The sequence below is a fragment of the Streptomyces prunicolor NBRC 13075 genome (genome assembly GCF_000367365.1).
In the GTDB taxonomy this organism is placed as follows: domain Bacteria; phylum Actinomycetota; class Actinomycetes; order Streptomycetales; family Streptomycetaceae; genus Streptomyces; species Streptomyces prunicolor.
Map to the genome: position 1 here is coordinate 136858 of NZ_BARF01000098.1, position 14045 is coordinate 150902.

Sequence of the window (14045 nt, forward strand, 5' to 3'; positions counted from 1 at the left end):
GAGCCCCTCATGCACGTCTGTCCCGCGCGCCGCGTCGCCGTGGCCGCGACGCTCGTCACCACGGCCGGTCTCGGCCTGGCCGCCTGTGACGACGCGTCGGCCGACCAGCCGGCCGCCGCCGTCGTCACCCCGTCCTCCTCGGCGGCACCCGGCACCGTCACGCTGGACACCCCGGACGCCAAACCCGACCTGCGTCTCACCGACCAGAACGGCCACTCCTACGACCTCGTCGAGCGGACCGCGGGCCACCCGACGCTGCTGTATTTCGGCTACACCCACTGCCCCGACGTGTGCCCGACGACCATGGCGGACCTCGCGCTGGCCGCGCGCGGACTGCCGACGGCCGACCGGCGCGACCTGCGGGTGGTGTTCGTCAGCACGGACCCCACCCGCGACACCCCGCGGCGCCTGAAGCAGTGGCTCGGCGCCATCGACCCCCAGTTCACCGGCCTGACCGGCGACTTCACCAGCATTCAGCGCGCGGCGAAGAGCCTGGGCGTCGGCATCTCCGCACCGGTGAAACACCAGGACGGCAGCGTGACCGTCAGCCACGGCGCCGAGGTGTTCGCGTTCTCACCCAAGGACGACAAGGCCCACCTCTTCTACACATCGGGAACCTCCGAGCAGCGGTACGCCACCGACCTGCCGGAGATCGTCAAGGGACGGATGCCGTGACCCGCACCTTCGCAGCCGCGCTCCTGTTCTCCGCCACCACGCTGGCCGGCTGTTCGTCGTCGGCGGCGGCACCGGCCTACGACACCCCGGTTCTGAAGGTGACGGGCGCCTACATACGGCAGCCGGTGACCGACGACATGGCCGCCGGCTACTTCACCGTCACCAACACCGGCCGGCAGCCGGACACCCTCACCGGCGCAACCAGCGACGCCGCCACCAGCGTCACCATGCACCGCACCACGGCCCAGAACCAGATGGAGCCGGTGAAGGCGTTCAGCGTCCCCGCGGGCGGCCGCCTGGTGCTGCGCACCGGGGGCGACCATCTGATGCTGATGGGCTTCGGGAAGAAGCCGACGGTGGGCGAGACGATCACGTTGCGGCTGCGCTTCGCCTCCTCCGACTCGATCACGGTCCGGACGCCGGTCGAGCCGACGACGTACCAGCCCTCGAACTGACCCATGGCGAGGGCCTGTCCGCGCGCCCGGACACAGCGGCGGCCCTCGCCCTCAGGCATCCGCACTCCAGAGGTTCAACGAGGCTTCGACATGCCCGATCACAGCACACAACGTCACGAAGGACAGCGCGTCGTCTCCCGCAGGCGGCTGCAGGGTACGGCGGGCGCCGCCGGCACCGCGGGACTCCTGGCCGGGGCGGGCGGCGGCACAGTCGCCCACGCCGCCGGACACGGTCCCATCCCGCTCACCGCGGTCGGCGACAGCGCCGTCCCCTTCCACGGCACCCACCAGGCGGTCATCACCACAGCCCCGCAGGCGGTGGGCCACCTCCTCGCCTTCGACCTGGGCGCAGACGCCGGCCGCCAGGAGGCCGCCGCGCTGATGCGACGCTGGTCGACCGCGGCCGAGGCGATGGCCCAGGGGCACCCACCCACCGGCGACGACCAGATCGCCCTCGACGCCGGCCCGTGCAGACTGACCGTCACCTTCGGATTCGGCCGCACCTTCTTCACCAGAACCGGCCTGGCCCATCGCGCCCCGGCCGCGCTCGTGCCCGTCCCCCGCTTCCCGTCCGACGCCATCGACCCGCAGCGCGGCGAGGGCGATCTGTGGATCCAGATCGGTGCCGACGACCCCCTCGTCGCCTTCCACGCCCTGCGCATCCTCCAGCGGGAAGCGACCGGAACGGCCGAGGTCCGCTGGCAGATGAGCGGCTTCAACCGCACCCCCGGCGCCACCACCCGCCCGAAGACCGTCCGCAACCTGATGGGCCAGCTCGACGGCACCGCCAACCCCGAACCCACCGACAGGGATTTCTCCGCCACAGTCTTCGTCCCCGACGGCCACGGCGCCGAGGCGTGGCTGAACGGAGGCTCCTACGCCGTCGTACGCCGCATCCGCATGCGCCTCGACCATTGGGCCGACCTCTCCCGCACGGAGCAGGAACAGGTCATCGGCCGCCGCAAGGACACCGGAGCACCCCTGTCCGCCCCCCACGACGCACCCGAGGCCACTCCCATGGACCTGAACAAGTTCACCTCCCGCGGATCGCTCGCCATCCCCGCGGACGCCCACATCCGCGTCGCCACGCCCGAGTCCAACGACGGGGCGGCAATGCTCCGCCGCGGCTTCTCCCACCACGACGGCTACACCACCGAGGGACAGCCGGACGCGGGACTGCTGTTCATCGCCTGGCAGGCCGACCCCGCCGCCTTCATCACGGTCCAGACGAAACTCGACGGCGCCGACCACCTCACCCGTTTCATCCGCCACGAGTCCAGTGCCGTCTTCGCCGTTCCGGGCGGCGCCGCACCGGGCGAGTACGTCGGCCAGAGCCTGCTGGAGGGATGACATGACAGGCATGCAGCGCATGAACATGACCGGTCCGATGTGGATGCCGACCGCTCCACCGACCCTGGGGCGGCTGCTGGCCTGGCATCCCCAGCCGCTGCCGGTGGAGCCCCTCGCCTGTCTCCTCGCCCTGGCCGCCTACGGTCTGGGTGTGTGGCGGCTGCGGCGGCGCGGCGACGGCTGGCCGCTCGCCCGCACCCTGTGGTGGACCGCGGGCGTGCTCACGGCCGGGGCGGTCACCTGCACCGGCGTGGGCGGCTACGGCATGGAGTTGTTCAGTGTCCACATGGTGCAGCACATGGTGCTGTCCATGCTCTCCCCGATCCTGCTCCTGCTCGGAGCGCCGATCACGCTCGCCCTGCGGGCCCTGCCCACCGCCGCACGTGGCCGCACCGGCCCCCGGGAACTGCTCACCCGGTTCCTGCACAGCCGCGCGGCCCGGGTGTTCTCCTCGCCGCTGTTCACCCTGCCGCTGTTCATCGCCAGCCTCTACGGCCTGTACTTCACGCCTCTGTTCGATCTCCTGATGGGCAGCTGGCTCAGCCACGAGTGGATGCTGGCCCACTTCCTGATGACCGGCCTGTTGTTCTTCTGGCCCATCCTCGGCGTCGACCCGGCGCCCCGGCGCCCCTCCCACCTGCTGCGGATGCTGGAACTGTTCATCGGCATGCCCTTCCACGCCTTCTTCGGCATCGCCGTGATGATGTCGACCACCCTGGTCGCCGCGTTCTTCGCACACCCTCCGATCGCCTGGCACCTCAGCCCCCTCGCCGACCAGAACACCGGCGGCGGCATCGCCTGGGCCTTCAGCGAGATCCCCACCCTGCTCGTGCTGATGGCCGTGCTCGTCCAGTGGGCCGGCAGCGACCGGCGCACTGCCGCCCGCACCGACCGCCAGGCCGACCGGGACCACGACGCCGAACTCGCCGCCTACAACGCCTACCTCGCCCGCCTCGCCGCCCGCGACCACCCCGCCTGAGACCCGGCGGTCCCCGCGCTCGTGCCGCACCCGACACGCTGGCTCACCCTGGAGGAACACCTCACGTGAACACATGCGAACTCAGCAGGCTCCGCCCCGTGCACCGTCTGTCCCTTGCGCGCGGCCGACAGCAGGACCGCAACCGGCCGGGGCGCAACGCAGGGATCAAGGGACCGGCCACGCGTCACCGCACCGCCCTGGCCGCCGCTCTGTCCGCGGCGCTCATCGTTCTGGCCGCGGGCTGCGGCAGCGCCAGCCGGCACAGCAGCCCCGGGAGCGGCACGTCCCGTGCCGGAACACCAGGCGTCACCTCGGCCCCGGGCCGGCTCAGCGTGCACACCGCCGACATCGACCTGACGATCACGAGCGCCGTCGCGCACCTCGATGGATCCGGCGACGGCACGCTCTCGATGTCGGTGCGCAACGGCGGTGCGGTGCCCGAGCACCTCGGCATGGTCGCGACTCCGGACGAGGGAAGGGGCGTCCTGGTGGGCGGGCGGTCCGCCGAGGGCGACGGATCGCTGTCCACCGCGGGGATCCTGCTGCTGTCCGGTACCACCGTCGCCTTCCACGGCGACGGGCCGCGCGTGGAACTGCATCACGTCCGCGGCATCACCGCCGGGCACACACTGCCGGTGTCCCTCCAGTTCGCAGTGGCCGGGCTGGTCCGGCTCCAGGCACGTGTGTCCTCGTCCTGACCACCGCTCCTCGGGCGTGCCTCAGTGTCCCGGGCCCGCCGTCGTGGCGCCGGGGAAGGCCGCATCGAGGGCCTGCGATCGGTCGGTATAGCCGGTGATGCGGGTGACGAGTCCGTCCGCGACGTCGAAGACGTGGTAAACGACGGTCTCCGGGTCGGCCGGAGGCACGGTGCCGTGGATCCGCAGGCCGAGGACCACTGCCGCCGGGTAGGTGAAGGTCTCCTCTATCCGGGCCCGCAGCCCGAGAGCGTGCAGGCGGGCGCACCGGCTGAGGACGTGGGAGCGGGTGTGACAGCCCCTGCCGTCTCCTTCGGACGGGATCCAGCACACGTACGGGTGCAGGACGTCGGCCAGCGACCGGCAGTCGGCGGTGTCCAGGGCTTCGCGCAGCCGAGCGGTCAGGGCACCGGGACCGGGCCGGGAACGTGGTGACATGCGGGTCTCCCAAGTGTGCGAAGTGCCGCCGAGTGGGTCCCGTCCGAGGGATTACGGTGCCCGGAGCGGTACCGCAGCCCGGTCCGGCTAGACGGGCACTGCGGCGAGTTGTCGCAGTGCGGGCCGCTGCTTCCCGGCCAGCGAGGTGCCGGTGAGACGGCTCGCACCCGGCAGGCCGGCAAAGCGCAGGGCGGCTCGGCGGACACGCAGCCGCCGCTCCGATTCGGGGACGAACCAGCCGGCCGTTCTCCGGGCGACGCGCTGTCTGTCCCTGATGACAGGACGCCACAGGCGTTCGTAGCCGTGCAGCGCGTCCTCGACGCGTCGCGTGCCGGCGAGCTGGTCGGCCAGGACATAGGCCCCCGCAACCGCCAGGGAGGCGCCCTGCCCGCCAAGCAGGGACGCGGCCTGGCAAGCGTCGCCCAGCAGCACGACCCGCCCGCGGCTCCAGCGGGGCAGATCCGCCTGGGCGACCTGGTCGTAGTAGACCCGCGAGGAGGGCGGGCAGCCGGCCAGGGCGCGGGGTACGAGCCAGCCGAGGGAGCCGTACTCGTGGTACAGGGCGGCCCTTGCGTCCTCGGGACGGCGGGGGTCGGCACTGCGGTGGACGGCGAAGGCGGCGACGGTGCCGTCCCTGAGTGCGTAGAGGCCCATCTGCCGCCCGGCGGTGTCGGTGAGGCAGAACCGGTCGCCCAGTGCGGCGTGGACGTGGGGGTCGGCGAAGGTGAACGCGGCGGTGTGGTAGCCGAGGTAGCGCACGAACCGTTGTTCCTCGCCGAAGACCATGGCCCGCACGGTGGAGTGCAGTCCGTCGGCCCCGACGAGGAGGTCGGCGTCGAGGACAGTGCCGTCGGTGAGAGTGACGTGGACGCCGTAGGGGCTCGGGTCGATGCGTGCCGGGCCGACGCCGAAGCGCAGGCCGACGGCGAAGGACAGCCGTTCCCGCAGGGCGAGTTCGAGGTCCGGCCGCATGATGCTGAGCAGACGCCCGTCCAGGGAACGTGCGAACCGGTCGTACCCGAGCCGGGCGCGGCACCGGCCGTCATCGTCGAGGAAGGCCGCCTCGGAGACCGGATAGCCCAGCTCCTCCAGCCAGGGCAGCACACCCATGGCCTCGGCCGCGTCGTAGCCCGGCCCGAAGAAGTCGATCATGTATCCCTCGGTGCGGGGCTGCGGAGCCTTCTCCAGGACCACGACCTCCCAGCCGAGCACGTTGTGCAGCCGGCCGGCCAGCGACAGCCCGGCGATACCGGCTCCGCAGATCACTGCTCTCATCGGTGCGTTTCGCCTCTCCACTCCCCGGGCGTTCATCCCCTCCCCCACTTTTGCATTATGCAAAGCTCAGGGCAAGAAGGCCCTGCTCCAGCCACGCGGAGGCGGGGAATCTTGATACTTCCCTAACGCCTCACTGATGGTCTCCTGACGTATTGTCATGACCGGTGTGCCGGGAAGACGGGTCGGCGAAGTGTGTCCTGAACGAACCCTCCCAGGAAGGTCTTCGCGTGACCTCGTCACAGTCGGCTGCCGCCGTCGCGACAGCCCCGTCCCTCGCCGTGCGTGGCCGTGGCCCGCGCCGCTCCGTTCTCTTCTTCGCCTTCGCCTTCGCGGTGATCGCTGACCCGGTCTCCTCGGTGGCGTACGCGATCGAGGCCGCGCTGCGCGCCCTGCACGGCGACCTCGCGCTGCTGATGCCGACGATGAGCCTGGTCGTCGGACTCGTCGTGGTCGTCACCGCCAACTACTGGCAGCTGGTGCGCCGATTTCCCAGAGGCGGCGGCGCTGCAGCCGCGGCCGGGCGGGCCTTCGGACCGCGCTGGACCTTTCTGCCGATCGGCGCACTCGTCGTCGACTTCGTGCTGACCATCGGTATCTCGATCTCCGCGGCAGCCAGCGCGATGATCGCCCTGTTTCCGGGGCTGGCCGTGTGGCGCATTCCGCTGGCCTTGGTCCTGCTGGTCGTAGTGGGCGGGCTGACCTGGTTCGGGCACGGCGGACGGCTGCTGTTCGCCGTCATGACCGTCGCCTTCGTCGTCACCTCCGTGGCCGTGCTGATCCTGGGTTTCACCTCGCCCCACACGAACGGCCACGCCGCTACTGCCACAAACCCGGGCCACTCGGCGGTACTCGCGGTGGTCCTGGCCTTCCCGGTCGCGATGGCCCTGGCCACCGGCATCGAGGCGCCATCGACCGCGATCGCCCAGCTCGGCCAGCTCGACGACACCCACCGCCGCCGCTTCGGCAGAGGCACCCTCGCCCTGCTGGTCGTGATCGTCGGCGGCCTGACCCTGGCCCTGACCGCGCTCGCCGTCCGACTGCACATCGGCATCCCCGCCAGCGACTCCACCCAGATCGCCGACATCGCCCACGCCGCCGCCGGACCCGGCTGGCTCTACGGCGCCTTCCAGCTGACCAGCTCACTGCTGCTGCTAGCCGCCGCCAGCTCCTCCTTCCAGGCCGGACCGGGACTGCTGAAGGCCCTGGCTGGAACGGCCGAACAGCCCGGTGTACTGCCCCCGGTCCTCGGCCGGGCCAACCAGCACCACACCCCGTACTGGTCGGTCGTCGTCTACCTCGCCGCAGCAGCGCTGATCATCGTCGCGGCCGCGGGCCAGGAACAGGAACTGGTCCTCTTCTACGCCGTCGCCGTATTCGTCAGCTTCCTGGTGGGGCTGATGGCCATGGCCCGCTTCGCCACCCGCGAACAGAAGACCGTCCTGGCCTGGGTCAACGGGCTTGCCGCCGCGGCCGTCGCCTTCACCCTCGCGGTGAACCTGCTGCGCGGCTGGCCCATGCTCTCCCTGGCCGCCACCCTGCTCATCGCGGCCGGACTGTACGTCCGGTGGACACGGGCAGGGCGCCCCAGCGGCATCGAAGACGTCGAGACGCATGCCGAAGCGAACTGAAACCCACGGGAGAGTCAGGCGCTGTCGGCCCGGACGACGAGGACCGGGCAGGTGGCGTGATGCACGCAGTGATGGCTGACCGATCCGGGGAGCATCCCGGTGAAGGCGCCACGGCCATGACTTCCGACGACCAGCAGGTCGGCCTCCCTGGCCGCCTCGGTCAGCACCACCGCCGGATGACCTTCGACGACCTGGGGATCGACGGGTACATCCGGATGCTCCCCCAGGGTCTCCTCGACCGTGACCCGTAGGTTCTCGCGGGCCTGCTCCTCGAAGTCTGCGTCGGAGTGGTTCACGGGCATGCCGTAGGTCGCCGGCAAGCCGCCACGCCTGCACAGGGCGCAGCCGCACACCGGTCAGCCCGGCCTGGCGGGCGGCATAGCGCAGGGCCGCCCGGCTCGTCTCGGACCCGTCGACACCGACCACGATGAAGGGTGGGGAAACCTGGCTGTTCACTGTTCACCTCTGCGTCCTGCGCTTTCACCCACTCTCCCGCGAGCCGACCCGAGCCTTGAGGGGCCCTTCGGCCCCCATCGGCGGACGACGGCCTGTGACGCACGCCCTTGACTAGTTTTGCATAATGCAAATGTGAGGAAGGGGAGGCGATGAGCGCCATACCGGCAGCGACTGACGGGAAGCACGTGTCCAGCAGCACAACCAGTGGTTTCACCCCCGCACCGAGGCTCGCGGGACTACGCACCACCCCCTGGGGCCTGATGGCCCTGGCCGTCGTGGTCGGCGCCGGAGCCGGAGCGGGCTCGGTGGTCTTCCGCTGGTGCATCAAGACGTTCACCCGCCTGTTCTCCGGCCATGGCGACTACGCGGCAGCCCCCGGCGCGAGCAATCCGCACGTGCCGTGGCTGGGCCCGTACTTCGTACTCCTGGCGCCAGTGGTAGGCGGTCTGCTGTACGGGCCGCTGGTGAACCGGTTCGCCAAGGAGGCCCGCGGCCACGGGGTCCCCGAGGTGATGCTCGCGGTCGCCCAGCGCGGCGGGCGCATCAGCCCCAAGGTCGCCGTCGTCAAGACCCTCGCCTCCGCTCTGTGCATCGGCTCGGGTGGTTCGGTGGGCCGGGAAGGGCCGATCGTACAGATCGGCTCGGCGCTCGGCTCCACCCTCGGCCGGGTGACGAAGGTGACCGAGGGCCGGATGAAACTGCTGGTCGCATGTGGTGCGGCGGGCGGCATCGCGGCAACCTTCAACGCACCGCTTGCCGGTGTGTTCTTCGCCATGGAGCTGATCCTGGGCACCTTCACCGCTGAAGCCTTCGGCGCCACCGTGCTGGCCAGCGTGACCGCGAGCGTCATCGGGCGGGCAGCCTTCGGCAACGCCGCCTTCCTGAGCCTCCCCGACTTCCACGTCGACCATCTCGCCCAGTACGGCCTGTTCGCCGCGCTCGGCGTCGGCGCCGCCGTGGTGGGGGTGGGCTTCTCGCGGTTCCTGTATCTGATCGAGGACGCCTGCGACTGGGTCTGGCGCGGCCCGGAGTGGCTGCGCCCGGCCGTCGGCGGCCTCGCGCTCGGGCTGGTGCTGCTGGCTCTGCCAGAGATGTACGGTGTCGGCTACCCCGTGCTGCAGAACGCGACCGAAGGCCACTACGCAGTCGGCTTCCTGCTCCTGCTGCTGATGGGGAAGATGCTGGCGACCAGCCTGACCATCGGGATCGGCGGCTCCGGCGGGGTGTTCGCACCCAGCCTGTTCATCGGGGCGATGCTCGGCTCGGCGTACGGCATCGGTGTCCACCACCTGCTGCCCCACTCCGCCGGCGCGGTCGGCGCGTACGCACTGGTCGGCATGGGTGCCGTGTTCGCCGGCGCGGCCCGGGCTCCGATCACCGCCGTGGTGATCCTCTTCGAGCTGACGGGCGAGTACTCGATCATCCTGCCGCTCATGCTCGCGATCGTGCTGGCCACCGCCACCAGTCACCTGCTGACCCGAGACACCATCTACACCCTGAAGCTGCGCCGACGCGGCATCGACCTCGAAGGCCCCGCCCCCGGCGCCCGGATCGGCACCCAGCACGTCGGCGCCGTGATGGAACCGCTGCCCTCTCCCCTGGCCACCTCCACTGCGCTGGCGGACGCCGCCGATCTGCTGAGCCTGTCCGGGCATGGCGCCCTTCCGGTGATCGACGACTCAGGCACCTACGCAGGGGTCGTCACCGCGCAGGCGGTGGCCGAGGCCCTGGCCGAGCAGCCGGAGGACGCGCCAACCCGGGTCGGACAGCTCGCCGAGCCTCCTGCCCCCGTCACCGCCGACCAGCCCTTGGCCCAGGCCCTGCACGCGCTGCTGTCGGCCGCGGGAACCGGCGTTCCGGTCCTCGACTCGGAGCACGGCAAGCCGGTCGGCTGGCTCAGCCACCAGAGCGCGCTGCGCGCGGTGCACGCGGCCCCATGACGACGCACCGGCCCGCCTGCCCGAGCCCGCGACCAACTTTTGCACTATGCAAAAATGGGTACGAGGGGGCTGGACGCCCGGATCGCTCCGAAAGAGGTGGGCCATGCATACAGACCATGTCCAGCGCTCCTACTCGTTCGTGTGCCTCGACTGCGGCCACGGCTGGGAGGACACCTACGACATCGACGTGACCATGGACGAGCACGCGCGGATCACCGCCGTCTACCGCCTCGACGGCAGGCGGGTGCCGTCACCGCTGCAGTCGCCCTACTGCCCCGCCTGCGAGAATCACAAGATACGAATCATGCGGCCCGGACGCGTGGCGACCGCCCGCCGCCACGAGAAGTGACCATCGCGGAACCCCACCACCAGCCTCCGGTCTGGCTGGAGATGCTCGGCTGGGCCGGCCTGGCCGTGGCCGGGGCGAGCGCTGTGGCGATCACAGCGGACATGGCACTGCGTGGCTACCGCCAGCGGATGTGGATCATGAATCTGGTGTACCCGGTCACGGCCCTGTACTGGGGTCCAGCCGCCCTGTGGTTCTACGTCCGTCACGGTCGGCACACCTCCCGTCCGGTGATCGAGCGGGAGGGCGAGCCGGATCCGGAGACGCTGCCTGCGTGGGTCACGTCCGCCAAGGCCGTGAGCCACTACGGCGCGGGCTGCGTCCTGGGCGACCTCGGCGGCGAGTGGCTGGTGCGGGCGACCGGCCTGACGATCGCGGGCAAGGCTCTGTACGCCGACTTCCTGCTGGACTTCGCCTTCGCCTGGCTGCTGGGCATCGGGTTCCAGTACTTCACCATCGCTCCCATGCGTGACATCGGGCCCGCTCAGGGCCTGTGGGCGGAGGTCAAGGCCGACACGTTCTCCATCGTCGCCTTCCAGATCGGCCTGTTCGCGGGCATGTGGGGCTACCAGGCGATCCTCTTCAGCCCAGGACCGGCGAAGACCACGGCCTCATACTGGCTGCTGATGCAGCTCGCCATGATCGTCGGCTTCTTCACAGCCGGGCCGGTCAACGGCTGGCTGGTCCGCGCCGGCTGGAAGGAGCAGATGTAACTCCTCCCCTGAACCATGCGCCCTCCCGGTAAGGGTGACCGCATTGGTCACATCGGGCCATATTGCATAGTGCAAATAAGCGTGGCGCCACAGACCTCCGTTGCAGGTGCGGTAGTCGTCGGTACGTCCTCACCCGCCCCGTCCGCCACGGAGGCACGTCCCGATGGCCAAACGACCCACACGCCTCACCACCCGCAAGACCCTGTTCGGTACCGCAGCCCTTCTCGCCCTCGCCGTGCTCAACGCGCCCGCCGTGGCGGGCTTCGCCCAGCACGCCTACCACCACTACGAGATCAACCAGCCGGAATACAGGGCGAAGTACGGCCACTGGACCCTTGCCGCGCTGCCGGACGGCTACGAGCCCAACTCCATCCACGCGATCCTGCTCCACACCGGGAAGGTCCTGCTGATCGCCGGCAGCGGCAACAACGTCGAGCACTTCAACGGCGGCGCCTTCAAAAGCACCCTGTGGGACCCGGTCGCCGACACCTTCAAGAAGATCGACACCCCCGCCGACCTGTTCTGCAGCGGCCACACCCAACTCCGCGACGGCAGGATCCTGATCGCCGGCGGCACCGCCCGCTACGAGGTCCTCAAGGGCGACGTGAAGCGGGCGGGCGGCGCGATGTTGGTCAAGAACGAGGACCCGGACCACGCCCGCACCTTCCCCAAGGGCACCGTCTTCCGCTCCCCGGCCGGAGTGGAGTACCGCTCCCAGTTCCCCGTGCACGTACCCGCCGCGAAGAAAACCCTCACCGGCAGCGGCGGCAACGTCACCGTCACCGCGAGCCAGGCCCGCGTCTTCGTCGAGGCAGCCGAAGAAGGCCCGCTCAGCATCACCAACACCACCGAGCAGTACGAGATCCAGGGCCTGAAGGGCCAGGACACCCGCAACCTCTACGGCATCGCCAACAAGCTCGGCCTCGACAAGAAGGACTTCCAAGGCATCAAGGACGCCTACGAGTTCGACCCGGCCACCGAGAAATACACCAAGGTCGGCTCGATGCACGAGGCCCGCTGGTACCCGACCCTGACCACGCTCTCCGACGGCCGCGTCCTGGCGGTCTCCGGCCTCGACGACATCGGGCAGGTCGTGCCGGGCAAGAACGAGATCTACGACCCGAAGACCCGAACCTGGTCCAAGGCGCCGACCCGCTACTTCCCCACCTACCCCTCCCTCTTCCTCACCGGCAAGGAGAAGGTCTTCTACTCCGGCTCCAACGCCGGTTACGGGCCGGCCGACAAAGGCCGCCAGCCCGGCCTGTGGAACCTGAAGACCAATACCTTCACGCCCGTCGATGGCCTCACCGACCCGGACATCCTGGAAACCTCGTCCTCCGTCCTGCTGCCACCCGCGCAGGACAGGAAGGTGATGGTGCTCGGCGGCGGAGGCGTCGGCGAGTCCCGGGCGGCCACCTCCCGCACAGCGATCGCCGACCTCAGTAGCGCGCACCCCACGTTCACGCCCGGCCCGCGCCTGCCGGCGAACACCCGCTACCTGAACAGCGTGATCATGCCGGACGACACGGTGTTCACCACCGGCGGCAGCAGCGGCTACCGCGGCAAGGGCGCCAGCAACCTCCTCAAGGCGCAGTTCTACGATCCCGCCGCCAATGCCTTCACCCCGGCCGCCGACCCCACCATCGGCCGCAACTACCACACCGAGGCCCTGCTCCTGCCCGACGGCCGCGTCGCCGTCTTCGGCTCCGACCCCCTCTTCGCCGACAAGGCCGACTCCCGCCCCGGCCACTTCGAACAGCGCGTCGAGGTCTACACACCGCCCTCCCTCTTCCACGGCGCACGGCCCGCCCTCACCCTCCGCGGCAGCACCGCGGCCGAGCGGGGCAAGGAGGTCACGTTCGACTCCACGGACGCCGCCCGCATCACCCACATCCGGCTCATGCGGCCCGGATCGGCCACCCACGTCACCGACTTCGACCAGCGCTCCATCGCCCTCGACGTGATCCGCCACACCGGCACAACGCTGACCGTCCGGATCCCGGGCGTTCCCTCCCTCGTACCGTCAGGCTGGTACATGACCATCGCCACGGACGGCCGAGGCACTCCATCGAAGGCCGTGTGGCTGCGCGTCCGCTAGGTGCCACCACCTCCAGGACACGGAATGGCATAGTGCAATCTTTACCTGGAGCAAGGGTTTTCTTTCCTTTGCGGGCCCGTACCTGCCGACGTACCCGCCGTCCGCCCCAGGAGGCACGATGCCCATCTCGCGCAGCACGCTCGGAACCGTCTTCGTGGGCGGAGCGCTGAGCGTCACGCTCGCCGCCCTGGCGTACCCGAGCATGCTCGGGGTGCAGAACGCGTCCAGCAATCCGTCCCGCACCATCGCCAGCACCCAGTGGGGTCCGCTCACCGAGGCCGACCGCAACTTCGTGGTGTTCGTGCGCTCCGCCGGACTGTGGGAGGGCCCCTCCGGGGACCTGGCCATGCAGAGAGGGACGACCGCGGCCGTGCGCGAGGCCGGACGGCACCTGGTCATCGGACACGCCGCACTCGACGCCTCCTGCCGGAAGATCGCCCCCGAACTGAACATCACCATCCCCAACCAGCCCACCCCACAGCAGCAGGGCTTCCTGGACAAGTTCAAGTCGGACACGGGCAAGCAGTTCGACACCGACTTCGCCAACACCCTGCGCATCACCCACGGCTCGATCTTCAACACCATCGCCAAGATCCGCTCCACGACCGAGAACACCCTCGTGCGCGCGCTCGCCGACCAGGCCAACGACGTGGTCCTGGACCACATCACGCAGATGGAGAAGACCGGACTGGTCAACTTCGACCAGGTCAACTTCCAGGAGACAACCCCGCCGAAGCTGCCCGCCAGCCAGGTCACACCACCGGTGCCGCAACCGGGAGCACCCATGGTCGCCCTCACCGTGCCTCCCGGACTGCCGACCGACGGAGTACCGACCGGCCCGGCGGACCCTGCCACGACACCCTCACCGTCCGCCTCCCCCACCACCGGATGACGTCAACCATGTGACACACACCACACGATGGAATGCAAAATTTACTCAGAGCAATGATCGGTTGCTCCGGCCTGTCCGTACCCCCTGGCATACGAGCCGCTCACG

General features: G+C 70.1%; 14 protein-coding genes and 1 pseudogene. 11 read left to right on the top strand and 4 right to left on the bottom strand.

Annotation, left to right across the window (positions count from 1 at the left end; all coding sequences use genetic code 11):
- Positions 1-9 precede the first annotated feature (9 nt).
- The 5 genes from SPR02S_RS41670 to SPR02S_RS41690 all read left to right on the top strand — a co-directional run bounded on the left by SPR02S_RS41670 (position 10) and on the right by SPR02S_RS41690 (position 4157).
- Positions 10-675, top strand: coding sequence for an SCO family protein (locus SPR02S_RS41670; protein WP_019062973.1), 666 nt, complete (start codon positions 10-12; stop codon positions 673-675).
- Positions 672-1130, top strand: coding sequence for a copper chaperone PCu(A)C (locus SPR02S_RS41675; RefSeq protein WP_019062974.1), 459 nt, complete (start codon positions 672-674; stop codon positions 1128-1130). Before SPR02S_RS41670 ends, SPR02S_RS41675 begins: the two co-directional genes overlap by 4 nt.
- A 90-nt stretch (positions 1131-1220) precedes the next feature.
- A complete protein-coding gene (gene efeB / locus SPR02S_RS41680; RefSeq protein WP_019062975.1) occupies positions 1221-2480 on the top strand; it encodes an iron uptake transporter deferrochelatase/peroxidase subunit in 1260 nt (419 codons plus the stop codon).
- Positions 2481-2490: 10 nt separating this feature from the next.
- Positions 2491-3459 (top strand): cytochrome c oxidase assembly protein, encoded by a 969-nt coding sequence (locus SPR02S_RS41685; protein WP_019062976.1) that lies wholly within the window; start codon positions 2491-2493, stop codon positions 3457-3459.
- 65 nt (positions 3460-3524) lie between these two features.
- Positions 3525-4157, top strand: coding sequence for a hypothetical protein (locus SPR02S_RS41690; RefSeq protein ID WP_019062977.1), 633 nt, complete (start codon positions 3525-3527; stop codon positions 4155-4157).
- A gap of 21 nt (positions 4158-4178) precedes the next feature.
- Here the strand turns inward: SPR02S_RS41690 and SPR02S_RS41695 are convergent, their stop codons facing one another.
- Both SPR02S_RS41695 and SPR02S_RS41700 read right to left on the bottom strand, forming a co-directional pair.
- Entirely contained in the window at positions 4179-4592 is a 414-nt protein-coding gene (locus SPR02S_RS41695; RefSeq protein WP_019062978.1) for a nuclear transport factor 2-like protein, read from the bottom strand.
- An 87-nt stretch (positions 4593-4679) separates the two neighbouring features.
- Positions 4680-5867 (bottom strand): FAD-dependent monooxygenase, encoded by a 1188-nt coding sequence (locus tag SPR02S_RS41700; RefSeq protein WP_026151346.1) that lies wholly within the window; start codon positions 5865-5867, stop codon positions 4680-4682.
- 227 nt (positions 5868-6094) lie between these two features.
- Between SPR02S_RS41700 and SPR02S_RS41705 the strand changes: the two genes are divergently transcribed.
- Entirely contained in the window at positions 6095-7495 is a 1401-nt protein-coding gene (locus tag SPR02S_RS41705) for an APC family permease (RefSeq protein ID WP_019062980.1), read from the top strand.
- A 14-nt stretch (positions 7496-7509) separates the two neighbouring features.
- Here the strand turns inward: SPR02S_RS41705 and SPR02S_RS65995 are convergent, their stop codons facing one another.
- Together SPR02S_RS65995 and SPR02S_RS66315 are read right to left on the bottom strand one after the other, a co-directional pair.
- Positions 7510-7797 (bottom strand): universal stress protein, encoded by a 288-nt coding sequence (locus tag SPR02S_RS65995; RefSeq protein WP_373283408.1) that lies wholly within the window; start codon positions 7795-7797, stop codon positions 7510-7512.
- A 70-nt stretch (positions 7798-7867) separates the two neighbouring features.
- Positions 7868-7951, bottom strand: a pseudogene (locus tag SPR02S_RS66315) (hypothetical protein); the annotation flags it as partial.
- A gap of 260 nt (positions 7952-8211) precedes the next feature.
- On the opposite strand from SPR02S_RS66315, the gene SPR02S_RS41715 reads away from it, so the two are divergent.
- The 5 genes from SPR02S_RS41715 (at position 8212) to SPR02S_RS41735 (ending at position 13940) form a co-directional block, all read left to right on the top strand.
- On the top strand, positions 8212-9891 hold the full coding sequence (locus tag SPR02S_RS41715) for a chloride channel protein (RefSeq protein WP_019062982.1): 1680 nt from the start codon (positions 8212-8214) through the stop codon (positions 9889-9891).
- 103 nt (positions 9892-9994) lie between these two features.
- Positions 9995-10240, top strand: a complete 246-nt coding sequence (locus SPR02S_RS41720) for a hypothetical protein (RefSeq protein WP_019062983.1) — start codon at positions 9995-9997, stop codon at positions 10238-10240.
- The gene (locus SPR02S_RS41725; protein ID WP_019062984.1) at positions 10237-10950 is read left to right on the top strand and encodes a DUF4396 domain-containing protein; all 714 of its coding nucleotides are present in this window, start codon (positions 10237-10239) and stop codon (positions 10948-10950) included. The genes SPR02S_RS41720 and SPR02S_RS41725 overlap by 4 nt, the downstream gene beginning before the upstream one ends.
- A 163-nt stretch (positions 10951-11113) precedes the next feature.
- Entirely contained in the window at positions 11114-13048 is a 1935-nt protein-coding gene (glxA, locus tag SPR02S_RS41730; protein ID WP_019062985.1) for a radical copper oxidase GlxA, read from the top strand.
- Between the two features lie 118 nt (positions 13049-13166).
- A complete protein-coding gene (locus SPR02S_RS41735) occupies positions 13167-13940 on the top strand; it encodes a DUF4142 domain-containing protein (protein ID WP_019062986.1) in 774 nt (257 codons plus the stop codon).
- Positions 13941-14045 lie beyond the last annotated feature (105 nt).

What these genes read in the sequence shown, in the direction of transcription:
- SPR02S_RS41715 (WP_019062982.1), top strand. Translation starts at nt 8,212, where the DNA reads ATGGCCCTGGCCGTCGTGGTCGGCGCCGGAGCCGGAGCGGGCTCGGTG.
- SPR02S_RS41735 (WP_019062986.1), top strand. Translation starts at nt 13,167, where the DNA reads ATGCCCATCTCGCGCAGCACGCTCGGAACCGTCTTCGTGGGCGGAGCG.
- SPR02S_RS65995 (WP_373283408.1), bottom strand. Translation starts at nt 7,797, where the DNA reads ATGCCCGTGAACCACTCCGACGCAGACTTCGAGGAGCAGGCCCGCGAG.
- glxA (WP_019062985.1), top strand. Translation starts at nt 11,114, where the DNA reads ATGGCCAAACGACCCACACGCCTCACCACCCGCAAGACCCTGTTCGGT.
- SPR02S_RS41695 (WP_019062978.1), bottom strand. Translation starts at nt 4,592, where the DNA reads ATGTCACCACGTTCCCGGCCCGGTCCCGGTGCCCTGACCGCTCGGCTG.
- SPR02S_RS41670 (WP_019062973.1), top strand. Translation starts at nt 10, where the DNA reads ATGCACGTCTGTCCCGCGCGCCGCGTCGCCGTGGCCGCGACGCTCGTC.
- SPR02S_RS41700 (WP_026151346.1), bottom strand. Translation starts at nt 5,867, where the DNA reads ATGAGAGCAGTGATCTGCGGAGCCGGTATCGCCGGGCTGTCGCTGGCC.
- SPR02S_RS41685 (WP_019062976.1), top strand. Translation starts at nt 2,491, where the DNA reads ATGCAGCGCATGAACATGACCGGTCCGATGTGGATGCCGACCGCTCCA.
- efeB (WP_019062975.1), top strand. Translation starts at nt 1,221, where the DNA reads ATGCCCGATCACAGCACACAACGTCACGAAGGACAGCGCGTCGTCTCC.
- SPR02S_RS41720 (WP_019062983.1), top strand. Translation starts at nt 9,995, where the DNA reads ATGCATACAGACCATGTCCAGCGCTCCTACTCGTTCGTGTGCCTCGAC.